The organism is Hymenobacter sp. UV11 (genome assembly GCF_004684095.1).
In the GTDB taxonomy this organism is placed as follows: Bacteria; Bacteroidota; Bacteroidia; order Cytophagales; family Hymenobacteraceae; genus Hymenobacter.
The window spans coordinates 443,447-462,313 of sequence record NZ_SRII01000002.1 but is presented as its reverse complement, the minus strand read 5'-3'; the positions used below and the strand labels follow the sequence as shown (position 1 = coordinate 462,313).

The following is an 18,867-nucleotide window of genomic DNA, read 5'->3' as shown; positions in this document are numbered from 1 at the left end:
CTTCGGTCTGCATGACGTTGTAAACAAGCTATTTTCTTGAAAGACACGCTCAACCACCTCTTTGCTTACCGCACGCTGCCCCAGGATGAGGCGCACCGCGTGGTGCTGGGCATCGCCCAGGGCCAGTACAACCCGGCCCAGATTGCCGCCTTCCTCACCGTGTACCTCATGCGTAGCGTGACGGTGGAGGAACTGGCCGGCTTCCGCAACGCGCTGCTGGAGCTGTGCCGCCCTGTGGACCTCGGCGGCGTCGATGCGATGGACGTGTGCGGCACCGGCGGCGACGGCCGCAACACGTTCAATATTTCCACCTTGTCGGCCTTCGTAGTGGCCGGCGCGGGCCAGCCGGTGGCCAAGCACGGCAACCACGGCGTGTCGAGCATCAGCGGCAGCAGCACGGTGCTGGAGCACATGGGCGTAAAATTTACGGCTGACAACGACGCGCTACGGCGCCAGCTCGATGAGGCCAATATCTGTTTTCTGCACGCACCGCTGTTTCATCCGGCCCTGAAGAACGTGGCGCCGCTGCGTAAGGAGCTGGGCGTGAAGACGTTCTTCAATATGCTGGGGCCGCTGGTGAACCCCGCCCGGCCGCGCCTGCAGCTGGTAGGCGTGTTCAGCCTAGAGCTAGCGCGCCTCTATGCCTACCTGCACCAGCAGGAGGCGGGTAGGGAATTCCTCATTGTGCACAGCCTCGACGGCTACGACGAGGTATCGCTGACCGGGCCCGTGAAGCTCATCAGCCGGCAGGGCGAGGAATTACTGTCGCCCAGCGACTTGGGCTTGCCGCAGACTACACCCGAGTCCCTGTTTGGGGGCGACACGGTGGCCGAGGCGGCGGATATTTTCCAAAAAGTATTGCGCAACGAGGCCCCCGCTGCCCACCGCAACGCCGTGCTGGCCAATGCCGCGCTGGCCCTGCGCACCGCCGGCCGCGCCGCCGATGCCGCCGAGGGGCTGGCAATGGCCGCCGAGAGTTTGGACAGCGGCCGGGCGCGAGCCGCGTTTGAGAAGCTGCTGGCGTTGAGCTAACGGCGCGGACGGGGCGCCTTACCCCCGGTCCCCTCTCCGAAAAGGAGAGGGGGAGCCAAACGAAAAATAATCACTTCGCCCGAAAAACCATTTTAAGCACTTTGAATTTTTAAGCCATTGACTTCTCCAGCGCCGTCTCGGCTCCCCCTCTCCTTTTCGGAGAGGGGACCGGGGGGTGAGGCGCCCCGCCTGCGCAGTCTCAAAATATCATGACTATCCTCGATAAAATCATTGCCGAAAAGCGCCAGGAAGTAGCCCGCTGCGAGGCGGCTACGCCACTGGCTGCGCTGCAAGCCCTACCCCCCTTCACCCGCCCTGTGCTCTCGGCGCGGGCGGCGCTCACGGCCGCGGGCTCGTCGGGCATTATTGCCGAGTTTAAGCGGCGCTCGCCGTCCAAGGGCGTGATAAACGGCACGGCTGAGGCGGGCGCCACCACGGCGGGCTACGCGGCGGCGGGCGCGGCGGTGCTGTCGGTGCTCACGGATGAGCCGTTTTTTGGCGGCACGGCCGATGACCTGCGGGCGGCGCGGGCGGCCTGCCCCGGCACGCCGATTTTGCGCAAGGACTTCATCATCAGCGAATACCAGATAACTGAGGCGCGGGCGCTGGGGGCCGACCTTATCCTGCTCATTGCCAGCTGCCTCACGCCGGCCGAGGTGGTGCAGTTCAGCCAGTACGCGCACGAGCTGGGGCTGGAAGTGCTGCTGGAGGTGCACGACGAAGCCGAATTGCGCAGCCACCTGGCCCACAGCGTGGATTTGGTGGGCGTGAACAACCGCAATCTGGCCACGTTTGCGACCGATGTGGAAACGTCGGCGCGGCTGGCGGCCCTCATTCCCAGCACGTTTGTGAAAGTGGCCGAGAGTGGCTTGCAGCACGCCAGCACCATTCTGGCGCTGCGGCAGGCGGGCTACCAGGGCTTTTTGATTGGCGAAACGTTTATGAAAACTACCGACCCCGCGGCGGCCCTTGCCGGGCTGGTGGCCGAACTATCGGGGGCAGTTGCTTCTTAAGTAGCTATGCAAGTTAAAATCTGCGGCATGCGTGAGGCGGCCAACATTCTGGCCATTGCCGATTTTAATCCCGATTTTCTGGGATTTATCTTCTACGATAAGTCGCCGCGCTTTGTCGCCGATAAGCTCTCGACGGAGGTGCTGCGCAGCCTGCCCGAGTCCGTGGCCAAAGTGGGCGTATTTGTGGATGCGCCGCTGCCCGAGTTGCTGGCCACTACTACCCGCTACAGCCTCGACTACGTACAGCTGCACGGCCACGAAACGCCGGCTTATTGCCGCGCCGTACACGACCAAGGCCTTCGGATTATCAAGGCTTTTTCGGTAGATGAGCAGTTTGATTTCAGCACTTTAGCAGAATACGAGCCGTTGTGCGACTTGTTTTTGTTTGATACCAAAGGCGCGCAACGCGGCGGCAACGGCCAGACTTTCGACTGGCGCGTGCTGGCCAATTACCAGGGCCCTACCCCCTTCTTGTTGAGCGGCGGCCTGGGCCCGGCCAATATCGATGAGCTGCTGCGCTTTCACCACCCGCAGCTGGCGGGCTACGACTTCAACAGCCTGCTCGAGATTTCCCCCGGCCTAAAAGACGTGGAGGCTGCCGGCCAGCTCCTAACCCGCCTGCACGAGCAGCGCGCTGACTACTAACTGTTTATTGCTAATTGCCCACTGCTCATTACGTATGACTATCACTGCCCCCTCCCCCTACCGCGTCGATGCCAGCGGCTACTACGGCCCCTTCGGCGGCGCCTACGTGCCCGAAATGCTCTATCCCAACGTGGAGGAGCTGCGCGATAACTACCTCAAAATCATTGAGGACCCCGAGTTTCAGAGCGAGTTTAAGCAGCTACTGCGCGACTTTGCGGGGCGCCCTACCCCCCTTTTTCTGGCCCAGCGGCTCTCGGCTGAGATTGGCACCACTATCTACCTGAAGCGCGAGGATTTGTGCCACACCGGCGCGCACAAAATCAACAACACCATCGGCCAGATACTGGTGGCGCAACAGCTTGGCAAAAAGCGAATTGTGGCCGAAACCGGTGCTGGCCAGCACGGCGTGGCCACGGCTACCGTGTGCGCGCTCATGGGCCTGGAGTGCATTGTGTACATGGGCGCCATCGACATTGAGCGCCAGAAGCCCAACGTGGACCGCATGCGGATGCTCGGGGCCAAAGTGGTGCCCGCCACCAGCGGCAGCCAAACCCTGAAAGACGCCACCAACGAGGCCATGCGCCACTGGATTTCGAACCCCACCGACACGCACTACATCATCGGCTCGGTAGTGGGCCCGCACCCCTACCCCGATATGGTGGCCCGGTTCCAGTCCATCATTTCGGCCGAAACTATCAGCCAGCTTCTGGAGCAAACCGGCCGTGCTACCCCCGATTTTGTGCTGGCCTGCGTGGGCGGCGGCTCCAACGCGGCGGGCGCGTTTTACCACTACCTCGACGAGCCCGGCGTGCGCCTCATTGCCGCTGAGGCCGCCGGCCAGGGCGTCGACACCGGCCATTCGGCCGCCACTACGGCGCTGGGTAAGCCAGGCATCCTGCACGGGGCCAGCACTATTCTGATGCAGACCGAAGACGGCCAGGTGACGGAGCCCTACTCCATCTCGGCGGGCCTCGATTACCCCGGCATTGGGCCGCAGCACGCGCAGCTGTTTGCCACCGGGCGGGCCGAGTTTATCTCGATTACTGACAAGGCGGCGCTCGATGCCGCGTTTCAGCTCAGCCGGCTGGAGGGCATTATTCCGGCCCTCGAAACGGCCCACGCGCTGGCTTGCCTACCCCTCATCGGGGCGAAGAAGGACGATGTGGTGGTGGTCTGCCTCTCGGGCCGCGGCGACAAAGACCTGGCCACTTATACTAAGCACCTGGAAGAGTATTCTTAACGTTTTTTAACACAGAGTTAAGGAGAGGAAAAGGGAGTTTCACAGAGTTGTACTTTCTCCGTGAAACTCCCTTTTCCTCTCTTTAACTCTGTGCGAAACATATCCACATCATGAACCGCCTTACTACCCTATTCCAGCACAAAACCGCCGACGTCCTCAACGTCTATTTCACGGCCGGCTTCCCGCAGCTTACTGATACCGTGCCTATTCTGCATGCGTTGCAAGAGGCGGGCACCGACCTTGTGGAAATCGGCATGCCGTACTCCGACCCCGTGGCCGACGGCGAAACCATTCAGAAAAGCAATCAGCAGGCCCTCGACAATGGCATGACCGTGGCCACGCTATTTGAGCAACTGCAAGGCGTTCGCCAGCAAGGCGTTACGGTACCCATTCTGCTCATGGGCTACCTCAACCCGGTGGTGCAGTTTGGCATCGAGAAGTTTTGCCAGCAGTGCCAGGCAACGGGCGTCGATGGCGTGATTTTGCCCGACCTGCCACTCGAAGTGTACGAGCGCGAGTACAAGGCACTGTTTGCAAAGCACGGCCTGCAAGTGGTGTTCCTGGTAACGCCCCAGACCAGCCCGGCCCGCGTGCGCCAGCTCGATGGGCTGGCCGATGGCTTCATCTACCTGGTGGCCGCCGCTGGCACCACCGGCGCCCAAACCGACATGAACGCCGACGTGGACGCCTACCTCAGCCGCACCAAGGCAATGGGCCTGCGCAACCCCACGCTCGTGGGCTTCGGCATCAGCGACGCGGCCAGCTTCGCGGCGGCCAGCCGGCATACCACGGGGGCCATTATCGGCAGCGCGTTTATCCGGCTGCTGCAAAACACACCAGCCCAAGGGCAGGCAACCGCCATCAAGGAGTTTGTGGCCGGCATTCGGCCTTAGGCACAACCGCCTGTTTTTCAGCCCCGTTTGGGTGCAGAGTGCTTCGGCGCTTCCGCACCCAAACGGGGCTTTTTCGTGGTTTGGCAGGTCAGGAGCGTTGCAAATTAATCTGGATTAATTCTAAATAAATTTTGAGGCTGAGTGGTTTGAGTTGTTCCTTTGCGGGCTCTTTAGATTTTGTCTAAATAATCTCATGCTTACGTCACGCTACCTGCTTTTTCTATTTTTACTCGTTGGCTACGCCGGCCACGCTTGGGCGCAGGCCACGGGCAGCATTCGGGGCCGCATTACCAATCGCGCGGGCGGCGCGGCCGAGGCCGTGAGCGTGGGCTTGCAAGGGCTGCCGCAGGGCGACATTACCGATGAACAGGGCCGCTTCCAGCTGCGGCAGGTGGCACCGGGGCAGTACACGCTGGTGGTATCGGCGCTGGGGCTCAAAACCGAGCAGCAACGCGTGACCGTAGTGGCCGGGCAAACGGCCACCGCCAACTTTTCGCTCACCGAGAGCGCCGCCGAGCTGAAAGAAGTAGTGGTGAATGGCGGCCGCACCAACAAGTTTAGCCGCACCAACAGCGTAGACGTGGCCAAGATGCCGCTCAAAAACGTAGAGAACCCCCAGGTGTACAGCACCGTAACCAAGGAGCTGCTGACCGAGCAGCTCGTTTTCACCGCCGACGATGCCACGCGCAACGTGCCCGGCATTCAGCGCATGTGGGAGTCGACGGACCGCGCCGGCGACGGCGGCAGCTACTACACCATGCGCGGCTTCGTAACGCAGGCGCAGCTGCGCAACGGCCTGGTAGGCAACGTGTCTACCTCCATTGATGCGGCTAATCTCGAAAAGCTGGAAGTGATTAAAGGGCCGTCGGGCACGCTCTACGGCAGCGCGCTCTCTACCTATGGTGGCTTGCTGAACCGCGTCACCAAAAAAGCCTACGACAACTTCGGGGGCGAGGTAAGCTACTCGGGCGGCAGCTACAACTTCAACCGCGTGGCGCTGGATGTGAACACGCCGCTCAATAATGCCAAGACGGTATTATTCCGCGTGAACGGGGCCTGGAACTACGAAAACAGCTTCCAGGACATTGGTTTCCGGCGCTCCTACGCGCTGGCCCCTACCCTCACCCTCCGGCCCACCGACAAGCTTAGCATCACGCTCGACGGCGAGTTTCAGTGGGCCACGGCCACGGGCCGTACCTTCTTTTTCCCCAATGCCCCCCTCAACCAGCTTGGCTTTGACCGGGCCGACCAAGTGCCCGTGGACTACCGCAAGTCGTATACCGGCTCGGGGCTGTGGACGGCCAGCCGGGCCACCAACCTGTTTGGGCAGATAAACTACCAGCTCTCGCCGGCGTTCCGCTCGTCTACCAACTTCGCCACGAGCCGCAGCTATTCCAATGGCTTTGGGCCCTATATCGGCCTCACGGCCGGGGCTACGCCGGGGGTAGCCAGCCAGGATTTGCTCGCCCTATCCGACCAATCGACGCGCGACAGCCGCGGCTGCCTGGTGCAGATGCAGCAGCTGTTTAATGGTGATTTTCAGCTGGGTACTATGCGCAACCGCGTAGTGCTGGGCCTGGACTTTCTGCACGTTCGCAACGACCAGTTTTTCTTCGGCAGCACGTTTGCCACGCCGGCTATCAACTCGGGCTTCGACTACAGCACCTTCAACGGGGCCAACATGACCCAACTGTACGCTACGCAGGCACCCGGCTACACGTATCCGATTTATAATGAGACGAATACCTACAGCGCCTTCGTCTCGGATGTACTGAATATAACCGACCGCTTCAACGTGCTGGCCGCCGTGCGGGTCGACCGCTTCGCCAACAAAGGCGCCGACGGGGCCAACACTGGCTTCAACCAAACGGCGGCGTCGCCCAAGTTTGGGGCCGTGTACCAGCTGGTGCCCGAGCAGCTGTCGGTATTTGCCAACTACCAGAATTCCTTCGCCAACCGGGGCACCTACTACGGCTACGACGCCGCCACCAATACCCTCACCGCGCCCATCACGGCCAAGCTGGAGCGGGCCAACCAGGTAGAGGCCGGCGTGAAATTCGACCGCCTGGGTGGGCGCTTCACCGCCACGCTGAGCGTGTACGATATTCGGGTTCAGCACATTCTGCGCACCGACTCTAACCCGGCCGGGGCAGCCCTCTTTGCCCAGGTGCAGAGCGGCGAGCAAGTGAGCCGCGGCGTAGAAGTAGACGTGGTAGCCAACCCTTTTCTGGGCTTCAACGTGGTGGCTGGCTTTGCCTACAACCACGCCGAACTACTCAACGATGTAGCCGCTACCGAAGGCCGCCGCCCCAGCACGGCCGGTTCGCCCGTTCTGGCCAACCTCTGGCTCAGCTACCGCCTCCCCAACGGTCCGCTCAAAGGCCTGGGCCTGGGCACCGGCGGCAACTACGCCAGCGACAATATGGTGGTGAACAATGCCAACAATGGTCAGTTTACGCTGCCCAGCTACGTGGTGCTGAACGCTAGCGCCTTCTACGACCAGCCCCGCTACCGCCTCGCGGTAAAAATGGACAACCTCACCGACCAGCACTACTGGGTTGGCTACGGCTCGATGAACCCGCAGAAGCTGCGCAGCATTATCGGCCAGGTGGCGTTCAAGTTTTAAACCAACCCGTAGCCTGGACGCTATGAGTCCGGGCTACTACCCCCCCGCATCTGCATGACCTTCAAAAAAGCTATCAACAATCTGCACCTGTGGCTCGGCCTCGGCTCGGGGCTGATAGTCTTTGTGGTAAGCCTAACGGGGGCCATCTTCACATTTCAGGACGAAATTCGGGATGCCACGCAGCCGTGGCGGCTAGTAGTGGCGCCTGCCCGCGCCGCGCCCCTACCCCCCTCGCGCCTGCTGGCGGCCGTAGTGGCCAGCCACCCCGGCGCTACCCCCTCCTACACTACGTATTACGGCCCCGGCCGCTCGGCCACGGTGTACTTTACCGACAAAGCCGGCGGCAACTACTTGGCCTCGCTCAACCCGTTCACTGGCCGGGTATTGCACGAGCAGGATTTAGCTACCGATTTCTTTACCATCGTGCAGGACCTGCACATGTACCTGCTGCTGCCGCCCGCCGTGGGCGAGTGGGTAGTGGGCATCGCCATCGCCATCTTTTTGGTGATGCTGGGTACCGGCCTGGCGCTGTGGTGGCCCAAGCGCAAGCACGAGCGCAAGCAGCGCCTCACCGTTAAGTGGAGCGCCAAGTGGCGGCGGCTCAACTACGATTTGCACCAGGTGCTGGGCTTTTACATCGCGGCCGGCGCGTTCATCATCGCCCTCACGGGCTTGTTTATGAGTTTTGGCTCGTGGCTGCAAGCGGCCAGCACAGTGGCCAATGTGGGCCAGCACTACCCCCTCGAAGAAGCTCCGCCCGCAGTCGATACCCTGGCCACGGTTCCCGCCGCCACCCAGCCGCTGGTAGATGTGGCCTACGCGCAGGTGCGCCAGCACTCGCCCACCGCCGATATGGTGGTAATCGTGCCAGCCGCCAGCAGCCAGCAGCCGCTCTACTGCCTCACCTACCAAAAGGCGCTGCACTACTACCACCGCGACGAGTACTACTTCCACCCCGTGTCGGGCCAGCTGCTGCGGGCCCTACCCCACGCCACCAAGAGCAACGGCAAGAAGCTCGGCGACCTCAACTACGACCTGCACACGGGCCAGCTTTTAGGCCTAGGCGGCAAAATCGTGGCCTTCCTCGTGAGCCTGCTCGCGGCCAGCCTGCCCATTACGGGCACGCTACTATGGTGGGGCCGCCGCCACAAGCAGCCCAAGCGCCGGCAGGTGCTCACCACGGCCGCGTAGCGCCTACCGCAGGGGGTAGCGCGCAAGTGTGACGTTGCCCATCACTTCCTTCTCGTATTTGGCCAGGCAATTCGAGTTGAATTCAGCCTCAAAGTTGACCTCCCCCGGTCGCACCACCTTGGGCACTGGCTGCCCCTGGCGGAAGAAGTACACCTTCGTGTTGCCATACTTGGTGTAGGGCATCAAATCGCCGTATTGCCGCATCTGCTGCCACAATGTGTCGGCCACCGTCACGGCATACACCCGCACGATGGGTCCGGTATTGTTCTCGTTGCGGTACAGGGCCACCTCCTGAAAACCACCTTTCAGGTCCCCTACCCCCGGTTGGCTCAGCGAGTCGAACACAAACCAGCCCAGCAGCAGGACAATGGCGCCAAGGGCGAGGTATTTGGGCTTCATGCCCATTGTAATTTCAGGCCCGCGTACTCGCCAAATTTCCCGTCGCGGCTCATCAGCGTCAGGTCGTCGGTCAGGGCCTGGGCGATGAGCAGGCGGTCGAACGGGTCGCGGTGGTCTTTCACGGCGGGTAGGCCGCTGAGCGTTAGCAGGTGCGCGTCCGTGATTTCTAGAAAATAAAAATCGTACGTTCGCAGCGTCTGCATCCACTGTGCATAAGGCTGCGACAAAATCAGCTTACCGAGGCTTTCCTTGATGGTTATTTCCCAAAGCGATGCCCGACTGACCACTACACGCACAGTCGGGTCGGCAATGCGCTGGCTAATAGCGGAAGGCAGCCGTGGGTCGGCTCCCGCATACCACAATAGCGTATGCGTATCAAGCAGATAGTCAGCCATTACATATAATCGGCGAAATCCTCTAACGGCTCATCAAAATCATCGGCCATCCAAACACCCGTTCCTCGGGCAAAACCCAAAGGGGCCCGTGGTTTGGCTGTGTTATGGGTCATAGCAGCCGTAACCAGTAAATTCTTAAGCTGCTGCCACAGGGCCTCATCCTCCACTTGCTTGATGGCGGCTATTACTTCCTGCTTTTGAGCTTCCGTAGTCATAGCTTCTGTTTTTTGTTTTCAAGTTACTACCCTGCCACCTTATCGGCCAGAAACCGGGCCGTGTGGTTGGTGTCCTTAAGCTTTACCAGCTGCTCGGGCGTGCCTTCGAAGAGCAGGTGCCCGCCGTTGATGCCGCCCTCGGGGCCGAGGTCGATGAGCCAGTCGGCGCACTTGATGATGTCCACGTTGTGCTCGATGATGAGCACCGAATTGCCCTGCTCTACCAGCGCATTGAGCGCCGAGAGCAGCTTGGCAATGTCGTGAAAGTGCAGGCCGGTGCTGGGCTCATCAAATATGAATAAAATCTTATCTTGCTGTAGCGTAGCGCCTTTGGTGAGGAAGCTGGCCAGCTTCACGCGCTGGGCCTCGCCGCCGCTGAGCGTGTTGGCCGACTGCCCCAGGCGGATGTAGCCCAGGCCCACATCGAGCAGCGGGCGCAGGCGCTCGGCCACTTTGGGCTGGCCTTTAAAGAACTCTACGGCCTCTTCCACCGTCAGGTCGAGCACCTCGAAGATGTTCTTGTCCTGAAATTTAATCTCCAGAATATCCTGCTTGAACTTGTGGCCGCCGCAGCTTTCGCAGGTCAGGTAGATGTCGGCCATGAACTGCATTTCGATTTTCACCTGGCCTTCGCCCTGGCACACCTCGCAACGCCCGCCCTCCACGTTGAACGAGAAGTGCGACGGCTTGTAGCCCCGCGCCTTAGCCAGCGGCTGCTCCGAAAACAGCGCCCGAATGGTATCGTAGGCCTTCACATACGTCACCGGGTTGGAGCGCGACGACTTGCCGATGGGGTTTTGGTCCACAAACTCGACGTGCGTTACCTGGCCGTTCACGCCCAGCAGGCGGTCGAATTTGCCGGTGGTTTCGCCCGCGCCGCCGCCCAGCATCTTCATCAGCGCCGGGGCCAGAATGCGCCGGATGAGCGTCGATTTGCCCGAGCCCGACACGCCGGTCACCACCGTCATCACGCCCAGCGGAATCTTGACGCTCACATTCTTGAGGTTGTTTTCGCGGGCGCCGGTCAGCTCCAGCGCGTTGCGCCAGGGGCGGCGGGTAGTGGGCACTGCTACTTCCATCTGCCCGCTCAGGTACTTGCCGGTGTACGTTTCGGTGTCACGCATCAACTCCGGGAAGGTTCCCTGAAACATGAGGTTGCCGCCGCCGGTACCGGCCTCGGGGCCGATGTCGATAATCTGGTCGGCAGCCTCCATCATCTTCTCCTCGTGCTCTACCACAACTACCGTATTGCCAAGCTCTTGCAGCGAGCGCAGCACGCCAATGAGCTGCTCGGCATCCTTGGGGTGCAGGCCAATGCTGGGCTCGTCGAGCACATACATGGAGCCCACCAGCGCCGAGCCCAGCGACGTGGCCAGCGAGATGCGCTGGCTCTCGCCGCCGCTCAGCGTATTGCTCAACCGGTTGAGGGTGAGGTAGCCCAGCCCTACCCGGTTGAGGTAGCCCAGGCGGTTGGTAATTTCGGCCAGCAGGCGGTCGGCCACGGCCATGTCGTGCTCACTCAGGCTCAGAGTGGAGAAGAACGTGAGTGCTTCGGAGATGGGTAGGAGCACCAAATCGGTGATGCTACGGCCGTCGATTTTCACATACTGCGCGTCTTTGCGCAGGCGCGTGCCGCGGCAGTCGGGGCACACGGTGCGGCCCCGGTAGCGGCTTTGCAGCACCCGGTACTGAATTTTGTGGGTCTGCTCACTCACCCACTTGAAGTAGGCATCGAGGCCCTCAAAGTACTTGTTACCCGTCCAAAGCAAGCGCTGCTCAGCGGTGCTTAAGTCGTTGTAGGGCCGGTGAATGGGGAAGTCGAACCGGATGCCGTTCTTCAGCAGTGGCTTCAGCCACTCGCCCTGCTTTTCGGTGCGCCAGGGCGCGATGGCGCCCTCGTACACCGTCATGCTTTTGTCGGGAATTACCAAATCCTCGTCAATGCCCAGCACCGAGCCGAAGCCCTCGCAGGTGTGGCAAGCGCCGTAGGAGTTATTGAAGGAGAAGAAGTTAACGCTCGGCTCCTCGAACACTTCGCCGTCCAGCTCAAACTTGTCGGAGAAGGTGCGCGTTTCGTCGTCGAGCTTCACGATGCAGGTGCCGTGGCCCTCGAAGAAGGCCGTTTGCACCGAGTCGGAGAGGCGAAATTGCAGGTCTTCATCATCCGGCTGCACGGCGGCGCGGTCGATGAGGATGAACACATCGCCCGTCACTTCGGGCTTGCCCTCGCCCACCAGGTCTTCGATAAACGCATTTTCGCCGCTGGCCAGCACCACGCGGCCGTAGCCTTTTTGCAGCAGTAAGTCCAGCTCCTTGCTCATGGGCCGGTCGGGCTCGGTGCGCAACAAAGGGGCCAATATCGTCACCCGCGTATCGGGGGGTAGGGAGAATAAATAATCGACCACATCGGCCACCGAATCTTTGCGCACCTGCGCGCCACTGACGGGCGAAAACGTGCGCCCCACCCGCGCAAACAGCAGCTTGAGGTAGTCGTAAATCTCGGTGCTCGTGCCAACGGTCGAGCGGTTGTTCTTGATGCTGACCTTTTGCTCGATGGCGATGGCCGGCGAAATGCCCCGGATGTAGTCCACGTCGGGCTTGTCCATGCGGCCCAGAAACTGCCGGGCGTAGCTGCTCAGGCTTTCCACGTACATGCGCTGACCCTCAGCGTACAGCGTATCAAAGGCCAGGCTCGACTTGCCCGAACCCGAGAGGCCCGTGACGACGATAAACTTATTACGCGGCAGGGCCACGCTCAGGTTTTTAAGGTTGTGAACGCGCGCGTTTTTGATAACGATAAACTGGCGCGGGTCGAGGAGGTCGATTTCGTCGTGGGCCGGGGCGGCCACTTGCAGAGCGGAATTGTCGGACATAAACTGGTTAACCGCACAACTGGGGCGGAAGGTTTCGGCAGGGGCGTAAAGGTCGGGCCTGGCGCGGGCCCGCAGCCGGCTCTATCATTGCGGCCGACTCGTTACTTTTCTTCTATGCCCACCCCTAGCCCCCTCGCGTCGCTGGTTGCTGCCCTGGCCCACGTGTGCCACCAGGCCGAGCAAAATCACGCGCTTCTGAGCAAGAACGAAGCGGCCACCCGCGCCGCCCTCATCGACCCCGTACTGCGGGCGCTGGGCTGGGACACAGCCGACGTGCGCATGGTGGAACCCGAGCGCACCGTCGAGAACAAGCAGTCGCTGGATTATGTATTGAAAGGCCCTACCGGCGTCATCCAATCGGTAGTAGAGGCGAAGAAGCTGGGCGAAAGCCTGGATAAGCTCGGCCACGTAGGGGCGCTGATTGGCTACGCCTTCTCGCTGAAGCCCGTCTCGTTTTTCATTACCGATGGCCTGAATTGGCACTGCTACTCGCCCGGCCACTCGCACTACGAGCCTACTTCCATTATCGAATTGCGGACCGACAACCTGCTTCCGGCGGCGCTGCAGCTACTTCAACTGCTGGATGCGGCGCACGGTGGGCACGGGCTCGTTATCGCTCCTGCCACGCCTACTATCTCTGGAGCCATTATGGCGCCGGCCAGCTCCAAGCCGCGGCCGCAACCAACTGCTAAATCCGTAACGACAGTACCAGCTAGAAACTACTACCCCCTCTCTGTTGACCTAGCTGGCCCGGACTCGCAGCTGGGTAAGCCGCAGTGGCTGCGGCTGCCCGATGGCACGGAGCACGCGCTCAAAACATGGAAAGATATTCTGCTCAAAGCGGCCGAACTAGTTTTACAAAGTCAGGACAAGCTACCGCTGCCGTTGCTTGACAAAGCTGGTAAGAAGACGGCGTTGCTGAGCTGGGTGCAGCCTAAAGCAGGCTTGTCATTCAATAAGTTAACTTACCAAAGCAAACCGGCTTACCTCTACACCAACTACAGCGCGACTGCCTGCGTGGCCAATGCGCTTTATCTACTACAGCACCTGCCCAAAAGCGCAGCAGCCGCTGATACGGCCGTGGCGTTTTAGTGCCCCCCTGCCTACCATCAACTACCTTTCGCTGCCTTGCGTACAGGAATGCATTACTCTTTATAGTATGGCCGAACTACGTATTCAACCCAAAAAAAAAGCTCCCAGCCCCTGGCTGCTCGTGGCCCTGGCCGCGCTGCTACTGGCAGCCTCCGCTTATTTCTACCTGCGCCTTGACCCCGCCGACGAGCCGGCGCCGAAACAAGTGGAGATGGGGCTGCCCCCCGTACCCGCCGATAGCCTGGCCCAGGATAGCTCGGGTGCCAGCACTACCCCCCCACCAGCGCCCGACTCGGTAGCTGCCTCTGCCCCCGCCAGCGAGGCCAGCGCGACGCTGCTGCAGCTGCGCCCACAGCTCACGCAACTGGCTGACCGCGCCGACCTGCGCGACGATGCTGCCGTGCGGGAGCAGCGCGATAACTTCACCAGCGCCACCGCCCGGCTGGCCGACGGCGACCCGCAGGCCGGCCTGCGCCCGGGCCTGGTGGCGGCTGCCAACCTGCTGTCAGCGGTGCAGCAGAAAGCCTACCCCAACCTGCAAGCAGAAGTCAATGCCCTGACGCTGCAAGCCAGCCAGCTTTCGGGCCGCGACGCTACGCCCGCCGAGCAGGCCCAAAACCGCGCGTACTTCGCCCAGTTCAGTAACCTGCTCAATACTATGAGCTATCCGGCTAAGGACGTTCTCTAATTCCTACCCCCCATGAGTAGCCCCGTACTGCGCCGCCTGCGCGACCTTCCCTCCTTCGAGCTAGTAGCCAGCGACCCCGACCCGCGCGGCTGGACCGTGCGCGGCAGCGATGGCCAGGCCCTAGGCACCGTGTATGAGTTGCTGGCCGACCCGGTATCGCAGCAGATTCTGTACCTCGACGTGCTGCTGGAAAGCGGCCTGCCCGGCGTGCCCGCGCCCCTGCCCCACACCGAGCAGCGCATCCTGCTGCCGCTGGCCGCCGTGCACCTCGATACGGAGGGTAGCAGCGTCTTCGTCACGGCCCTGAACCGCGAAACGGTGCACGCCTACCCCCCCTTCATCGACTTCATGCTGCCGCCCGAGTTTGAGGCTGAAATGCGGGAGAAGCTGGGGATGAGTAGCTAACGGCTCATAGATAATAAGCAAAGCGCCCGGCCGGCCGCCTCGTTCAATGAGGCGGCCGGCCGGGCGCTTTACCAGAGTATGGGTGTCTTAATTGGCCCGCAGCATATCGGCCACGGCCGCCACCCACTGCGGCTCCGAGTTGAGCGAGGGCACTAGCTGCCAGTGCTCACCGCCGTTTTCCTCGAATAGCTCCCGGAATTCCATCCCCACTTCGATGGTCGTTTCGAGGCAGTCGGCCACAAAAGCTGGCGAGAAGGCCAGGACGCTTTTGATGCCTTTGGCCGGAAATTCCTTGAGCACCTCGTCGGTATAGGGCTTCAGCCAGGGGTCACGCAGGCGGCTTTGCAGGCGGCTCTGGAAGGTCACGGTGTACTGGTCGTCGCGCAGGCCGAGGCCAGCCGCTATCAGCCGCGAGGTGGCGAAGCACTGCGCCCGATAGCAATACTGGTTGGCCGGCGTGAGCGAGTTGCAGCACGCCCCAAACTGGCAATAGTTGGTCGGGTCGCCTTTCTTCACGTGCCGCTCGGGTATGCCGTGGTAGCTTAATACCACATGGTCGAACGAGCGCTCGGCCATGGCGGCTTGGCCCCGCGCCACAATGCTGGCAATGAAGCCCGGCTCCGTAGCAAACTGGCTGATGAAGTTGATGCTGGGCACTATCCACCAGTCCTTTACGATATCCATCACCTTTTCCTGAACCGAGCCGGTGCTGGCCGCCGCGTACTGCGGAAACAGCGGTAGCACGATAATGCGGTCCACGGCCGCATCGCGCAGCTCCTCCAGCGCCGTTTCGATGCTGGGTTTCTGGTAGCGCATTCCGAAGGCCACCACGTAACCCTCGCCCAGCTCCTGCTGCACGGCGGCCTTCAGGTCGAGGCCGTGAAAGAGTAGCGGCGAGCCGCGCTCGGCATCCCAGAGCTGCTGGTAAATCTTGGCCGATTTGGGGGCGCGCAATGGCACTACCAGGCCCTGAAACAGGGGGTAGCGCACGGCGGCCGGCATGTCCACTACGCGGCCATCGGTGAGAAATTCGTTGAGGTAACGGCGCACATCACTGGTTTGGGGCGAGTCGGGCGTGCCGAGGTTTACCAGCAAGACGCCAATGCGGCGGGAGGGGGTAGGCATTTTTTTTAGCTGTTAGCCTTTAGCTGTTAGCTGTTAGCTTTTTATAAAGCCAGCAACCGACGCCATATGGCTTGTTTTGTATTGACTTTCACTTTAACCAAAAAAGCGGAGCTTTGGCTTGAAATCGTTAGCAAAAAAAGCTAATAGCCAGCAGCTAACAGCTAACAGCTAAAAGAAGCCGTACCTTTGCAGGCTGATTTTCAAAACTATCCTTACACTATCTTTCTCGTGACTCCCGAACCTAAGCCCCATCGCGCTGGCTTTGTCAGCATCATTGGCAAGCCCAACGTGGGTAAGTCCACGCTGATGAATGCGTTGGTGGGCGAGCGCCTGAGCATTGTGACGAGCAAGGCCCAGACCACCCGCCACCGCATTCTGGGTATTCTCAACGGCGACGATTTTCAACTTATCTACTCCGACACGCCCGGCATTATTCAGCCCAAATACGAGCTGCACAACGCCATGATGGCCTTCGTGTACTCGTCGCTGGAAGACGCCGACGTGATTCTATTCGTTACCGACATCTACGAGAAGCACGATGAGGAGCCGGTAATCGAGCGCCTGCGCAAGACCGAAGACACGCCCATCTATATCCTGGTCAATAAGATAGACCAGGCTGACCAGGCTGAAGTGGAAGCCAAGCTTGCCTACTGGAAAGAGCAGCTGCCCAACGCCACCGACGTGCTGCCCATCTCGGCCCTCAACGCTTTCGGCACCGAGCGCGTGTTGCAGCTGGCCCTCGAAAGCCTGCCCATTCACCCGCCCTACTACCCCAAAGACGAGCTCACCGATAAGCCCGAACGCTTTTTTGCCGCCGAAATGGTGCGCGAAAAAATCTTCAAGCTCTACAAAAAAGAAGTGCCTTACAGCTGTGAGGTTGCCATTGAGGAATTTAAGGAAGACGACGACATTATCCGCATTCGCGGCGTCATCTACGTGGAGCGCGACAGCCAGAAGGGCATCATCATCGGGGCCAAAGGCGAGGCGCTGAAGAAGGTTGGCACCTGGGCCCGCGAAGAAATGGAGAAGTTTTTCCAGAAAAAAGTGTTCCTGGAATTGTTCGTGAAAGTGAACGCAAACTGGCGCACCGATGCCAAGGCGCTAGCGCGCTTCGGCTACCAGTAATATAGCACTGGCCGCCGTTTAGCACGCAGTGCGCAACGGCAGGCCGAAGACTGGGGCGAGTCTCTGACTCGTGGAATAGGTATAGTACGCGGCCCCACTCACTTTCGCGAGTCAGAGACTCGCCCCAGTCTTCGGCCTGCCGTTGCGCACTGCGTGCTAAACGGCGGTCAGCCTCCATGACAGACGATTTAACAATTTAAAATCCGACCATTTTAACCTTAACTACTCCGGGTACTGCCGCGCCATTGGTCGGGCCGGCGGCTGGAGTCAACTACATGAATACCATTGCAATAGTGGGCCGTCCCAACGTGGGCAAGTCTACCCTGTTCAACCGCCTGGTGGGCCGCCGCCAGGCCATCATGGATAACCAAAGCGGGGTAACCCGCGACCGCCACTACGGCTACGGCGACTGGATTGGCCACAACTTTACCGTGATTGACACGGGTGGCTACGTGCACAACTCGGATGATATTTTCGAGAGCGAAATCAACCGCCAGGTAAAGCTGGCCATCGACGAGTCCGACGTTATCCTCTTTATGGTGGACGCCGACGCGGGCCTGCAGGGCCTCGACGAAGAATTTGCGGAGGTGCTGCGCCGCTACATCGGCAAAAAGCCCATCTACCTGGTTGCTAACAAGGCCGATACCAACCTGCGCGCCCAAGGCTCGGGCGAGTTTTACGCCCTGGGCCTCGGCGACACGGAAGTATTCGCCATCAGCTCAGCGAATGGCTCGGGCACCGGCGAGTTGCTGGATGCCGTGGTGAGCCACTTCGACGAAGTAGGCGAGGAAGAGCCCAATGCCGGCTTGCCGCGCATTGCCATCCTGGGCCGCCCCAACGTAGGTAAATCGTCGTTTGTCAACCTGTTGCTGGGCGAAGAGCGCACCATCGTAACCGATGTGGCTGGCACCACCCGCGACTCTATCGAAGCCAAGTACAGCGCCTTCGGCCACGAGTTTATGCTGGTGGATACCGCCGGCCTGCGCCGCAAGGCCCGCGTGAACGAGGACGTGGAGTTTTACTCCAACATGCGCACCCTGCGCGCCATGGAGGCCGCCGACGTATGCGTGATTATCCTAGACGCCAGCCGCAGCATCGAAGCCCAGGACGTGAGCATCATCGGCTTGGCCGACCGCAACCGGAAGGGCATTGTTATCCTGGTGAATAAGTGGGACTTAATCGAGGGCAAGGAGACGAATACCGCCCGCGATTTTGAGGCCAAAATCATGGAGAAGATTGCCCCGATTGCCTACCCCCCCGTTTTATTCATCTCGGTGCTCAACAAGCAGCGCGTGCACAAGGCCCTGGAAGTTATCATGGAAGTGTATAGCAACAAGCGGAAGAAAATTCCGACTTCGCAGCTTAACGATGTGATGCTGAAGGAGATTGAGAAATACCCGCCGCCCATTCAGAAAGGCAAGATGGTGCGCATCAAGTACGCTACCCAGCTGCCCACGCACAACCCGGTGTTTGCCTTCTTCTGCAACCTGCCGCAGTACATCCCAGAATCGTACGCCCGCTACCTCGAAAACCGGATGCGTGAGCATTTCGACTTTAAGGGTGTGCCCATCGGACTGGCTTTTCGAAAAAAGTAAAATTTCAGTGAAGATTGGGTTACCTCATGTATTGGGCAGTATTAAGACCGGAAACTATCAAAACCCCTTTCCAACCTGCACCATGAAAAAAGTACTCTTTCTCGCCGTAGCTGCTATGTCTCTTTCGCTCGCTTCGTGCGACAGCAAGACCGAAGACAAAATGGAAGCCCAAGGCAACGAGGTGAAGGCTGAAGGCGAAGCCAAAGCTGATTCGCTCGAGAACAAGGCTGATGCCGTTCGTGACTCGGCCGACAAGAAAGGCGAAGCTATCGGCGACGCTGCTGACGCAAAAGACCCTAAGTAATCATTTGATAA

The 18,867-nt window shown here is 60.4% G+C and carries 18 protein-coding genes; 13 read left to right on the top strand and 5 right to left on the bottom strand.

What is annotated here, in order from left to right; all coding sequences use genetic code 11:
• Nucleotides 1-36: 36 nt before the first annotated feature.
• The 7 genes from trpD to E4631_RS04445 all read left to right on the top strand — a co-directional run bounded on the left by trpD (nt 37) and on the right by E4631_RS04445 (nt 8,640).
• Complete coding sequence (gene trpD, locus E4631_RS04475) at nt 37-1,032, top strand: anthranilate phosphoribosyltransferase (RefSeq protein WP_133659839.1); 996 nt, start codon at nt 37-39, stop codon at nt 1,030-1,032.
• A gap of 209 nt (nt 1,033-1,241) precedes the next feature.
• The gene (trpC, locus tag E4631_RS04470) at nt 1,242-2,045 is read left to right on the top strand and encodes an indole-3-glycerol phosphate synthase TrpC (protein WP_133659840.1); all 804 of its coding nucleotides are present in this window, start codon (nt 1,242-1,244) and stop codon (nt 2,043-2,045) included.
• Between the two features lie 6 nt (nt 2,046-2,051).
• Complete coding sequence (locus tag E4631_RS04465) at nt 2,052-2,690, top strand: phosphoribosylanthranilate isomerase (protein WP_133659841.1); 639 nt, start codon at nt 2,052-2,054, stop codon at nt 2,688-2,690.
• 34 nt (nt 2,691-2,724) lie between these two features.
• Nucleotides 2,725-3,930 (top strand): tryptophan synthase subunit beta, encoded by a 1,206-nt coding sequence (trpB, locus tag E4631_RS04460; RefSeq protein WP_133659842.1) that lies wholly within the window; start codon nt 2,725-2,727, stop codon nt 3,928-3,930.
• A gap of 110 nt (nt 3,931-4,040) precedes the next feature.
• On the top strand, nt 4,041-4,823 hold the full coding sequence (gene trpA / locus E4631_RS04455) for a tryptophan synthase subunit alpha (protein WP_133659843.1): 783 nt from the start codon (nt 4,041-4,043) through the stop codon (nt 4,821-4,823).
• Between the two features lie 193 nt (nt 4,824-5,016).
• Nucleotides 5,017-7,449 (top strand): TonB-dependent receptor, encoded by a 2,433-nt coding sequence (locus tag E4631_RS04450; protein ID WP_133659844.1) that lies wholly within the window; start codon nt 5,017-5,019, stop codon nt 7,447-7,449.
• Nucleotides 7,450-7,503: 54 nt separating this feature from the next.
• The gene (locus E4631_RS04445; protein WP_133659845.1) at nt 7,504-8,640 is read left to right on the top strand and encodes a PepSY domain-containing protein; all 1,137 of its coding nucleotides are present in this window, start codon (nt 7,504-7,506) and stop codon (nt 8,638-8,640) included.
• A gap of 3 nt (nt 8,641-8,643) precedes the next feature.
• Here the strand turns inward: E4631_RS04445 and E4631_RS04440 are convergent, their stop codons facing one another.
• From E4631_RS04440 to uvrA, 4 genes are read right to left on the bottom strand one after another with little or no spacing between them, the layout of a single operon-like run.
• The gene (locus tag E4631_RS04440; RefSeq protein WP_317129121.1) at nt 8,644-9,039 is read right to left on the bottom strand and encodes a hypothetical protein; all 396 of its coding nucleotides are present in this window, start codon (nt 9,037-9,039) and stop codon (nt 8,644-8,646) included.
• The gene (locus tag E4631_RS04435; RefSeq protein WP_133659847.1) at nt 9,036-9,434 is read right to left on the bottom strand and encodes a type II toxin-antitoxin system VapC family toxin; all 399 of its coding nucleotides are present in this window, start codon (nt 9,432-9,434) and stop codon (nt 9,036-9,038) included. Before E4631_RS04435 ends, E4631_RS04440 begins: the two co-directional genes overlap by 4 nt.
• Nucleotides 9,434-9,649 carry a DUF2281 domain-containing protein gene (locus E4631_RS04430; protein WP_133659848.1) on the bottom strand — a complete coding sequence of 72 codons (216 nt, stop codon included), beginning with the start codon at nt 9,647-9,649 and terminating at the stop codon, nt 9,434-9,436. The genes E4631_RS04435 and E4631_RS04430 overlap by 1 nt, the downstream gene beginning before the upstream one ends.
• Before the next feature lie 26 nt (nt 9,650-9,675).
• Nucleotides 9,676-12,522, bottom strand: coding sequence for an excinuclease ABC subunit UvrA (uvrA, locus tag E4631_RS04425; protein WP_133659849.1), 2,847 nt, complete (start codon nt 12,520-12,522; stop codon nt 9,676-9,678).
• Nucleotides 12,523-12,636: 114 nt separating this feature from the next.
• On the opposite strand from uvrA, the gene E4631_RS04420 reads away from it, so the two are divergent.
• The 3 genes from E4631_RS04420 to E4631_RS04410 all read left to right on the top strand — a co-directional run bounded on the left by E4631_RS04420 (nt 12,637) and on the right by E4631_RS04410 (nt 14,707).
• Nucleotides 12,637-13,614 carry a hypothetical protein gene (locus E4631_RS04420; protein ID WP_133659850.1) on the top strand — a complete coding sequence of 326 codons (978 nt, stop codon included), beginning with the start codon at nt 12,637-12,639 and terminating at the stop codon, nt 13,612-13,614.
• A gap of 67 nt (nt 13,615-13,681) precedes the next feature.
• The gene (locus tag E4631_RS04415; protein ID WP_133659851.1) at nt 13,682-14,302 is read left to right on the top strand and encodes a hypothetical protein; all 621 of its coding nucleotides are present in this window, start codon (nt 13,682-13,684) and stop codon (nt 14,300-14,302) included.
• Nucleotides 14,303-14,314: 12 nt separating this feature from the next.
• Complete coding sequence (locus tag E4631_RS04410) at nt 14,315-14,707, top strand: PRC-barrel domain-containing protein (protein ID WP_133659852.1); 393 nt, start codon at nt 14,315-14,317, stop codon at nt 14,705-14,707.
• Between the two features lie 87 nt (nt 14,708-14,794).
• On the opposite strand, the gene hemH is transcribed toward E4631_RS04410, so the two are convergent.
• Entirely contained in the window at nt 14,795-15,832 is a 1,038-nt protein-coding gene (gene hemH, locus E4631_RS04405) for a ferrochelatase (RefSeq protein ID WP_133659853.1), read from the bottom strand.
• Nucleotides 15,833-16,060: 228 nt separating this feature from the next.
• Here hemH and era point away from each other — a divergent pair, with 228 nt between their 5' ends.
• The 3 genes from era (at nt 16,061) to E4631_RS04390 (ending at nt 18,856) form a co-directional block, all read left to right on the top strand.
• Nucleotides 16,061-16,957: a GTPase Era gene (gene era / locus E4631_RS04400; protein ID WP_133659854.1), complete on the top strand. Its 897-nt coding sequence runs from the start codon at nt 16,061-16,063 to the stop codon at nt 16,955-16,957.
• A 275-nt stretch (nt 16,958-17,232) separates the two neighbouring features.
• Nucleotides 17,233-18,552, top strand: coding sequence for a ribosome biogenesis GTPase Der (der, locus tag E4631_RS04395; protein WP_133659855.1), 1,320 nt, complete (start codon nt 17,233-17,235; stop codon nt 18,550-18,552).
• Nucleotides 18,553-18,634: 82 nt separating this feature from the next.
• Nucleotides 18,635-18,856 (top strand): hypothetical protein, encoded by a 222-nt coding sequence (locus E4631_RS04390; protein ID WP_133659856.1) that lies wholly within the window; start codon nt 18,635-18,637, stop codon nt 18,854-18,856.
• Nucleotides 18,857-18,867: the final 11 nt, after the last annotated feature.

Excerpts from the sequence above, each read along its gene's own strand:
- trpC (WP_133659840.1), top strand. The coding sequence starts at position 1,242 with ATGACTATCCTCGATAAAATCATTGCCGAAAAGCGCCAGGAAGTAGCC.
- E4631_RS04465 (WP_133659841.1), top strand. The coding sequence starts at position 2,052 with ATGCAAGTTAAAATCTGCGGCATGCGTGAGGCGGCCAACATTCTGGCC.
- trpB (WP_133659842.1), top strand. The coding sequence starts at position 2,725 with ATGACTATCACTGCCCCCTCCCCCTACCGCGTCGATGCCAGCGGCTAC.
- trpA (WP_133659843.1), top strand. The coding sequence starts at position 4,041 with ATGAACCGCCTTACTACCCTATTCCAGCACAAAACCGCCGACGTCCTC.
- E4631_RS04450 (WP_133659844.1), top strand. The coding sequence starts at position 5,017 with ATGCTTACGTCACGCTACCTGCTTTTTCTATTTTTACTCGTTGGCTAC.
- E4631_RS04445 (WP_133659845.1), top strand. The coding sequence starts at position 7,504 with ATGACCTTCAAAAAAGCTATCAACAATCTGCACCTGTGGCTCGGCCTC.
- E4631_RS04440 (WP_317129121.1), bottom strand. The coding sequence starts at position 9,039 with ATGAAGCCCAAATACCTCGCCCTTGGCGCCATTGTCCTGCTGCTGGGC.
- E4631_RS04435 (WP_133659847.1), bottom strand. The coding sequence starts at position 9,434 with ATGGCTGACTATCTGCTTGATACGCATACGCTATTGTGGTATGCGGGA.
- E4631_RS04430 (WP_133659848.1), bottom strand. The coding sequence starts at position 9,649 with ATGACTACGGAAGCTCAAAAGCAGGAAGTAATAGCCGCCATCAAGCAA.
- uvrA (WP_133659849.1), bottom strand. The coding sequence starts at position 12,522 with ATGTCCGACAATTCCGCTCTGCAAGTGGCCGCCCCGGCCCACGACGAA.
- E4631_RS04420 (WP_133659850.1), top strand. The coding sequence starts at position 12,637 with ATGCCCACCCCTAGCCCCCTCGCGTCGCTGGTTGCTGCCCTGGCCCAC.
- E4631_RS04415 (WP_133659851.1), top strand. The coding sequence starts at position 13,682 with ATGGCCGAACTACGTATTCAACCCAAAAAAAAAGCTCCCAGCCCCTGG.
- E4631_RS04410 (WP_133659852.1), top strand. The coding sequence starts at position 14,315 with ATGAGTAGCCCCGTACTGCGCCGCCTGCGCGACCTTCCCTCCTTCGAG.
- hemH (WP_133659853.1), bottom strand. The coding sequence starts at position 15,832 with ATGCCTACCCCCTCCCGCCGCATTGGCGTCTTGCTGGTAAACCTCGGC.
- der (WP_133659855.1), top strand. The coding sequence starts at position 17,233 with ATGAATACCATTGCAATAGTGGGCCGTCCCAACGTGGGCAAGTCTACC.
- E4631_RS04390 (WP_133659856.1), top strand. The coding sequence starts at position 18,635 with ATGAAAAAAGTACTCTTTCTCGCCGTAGCTGCTATGTCTCTTTCGCTC.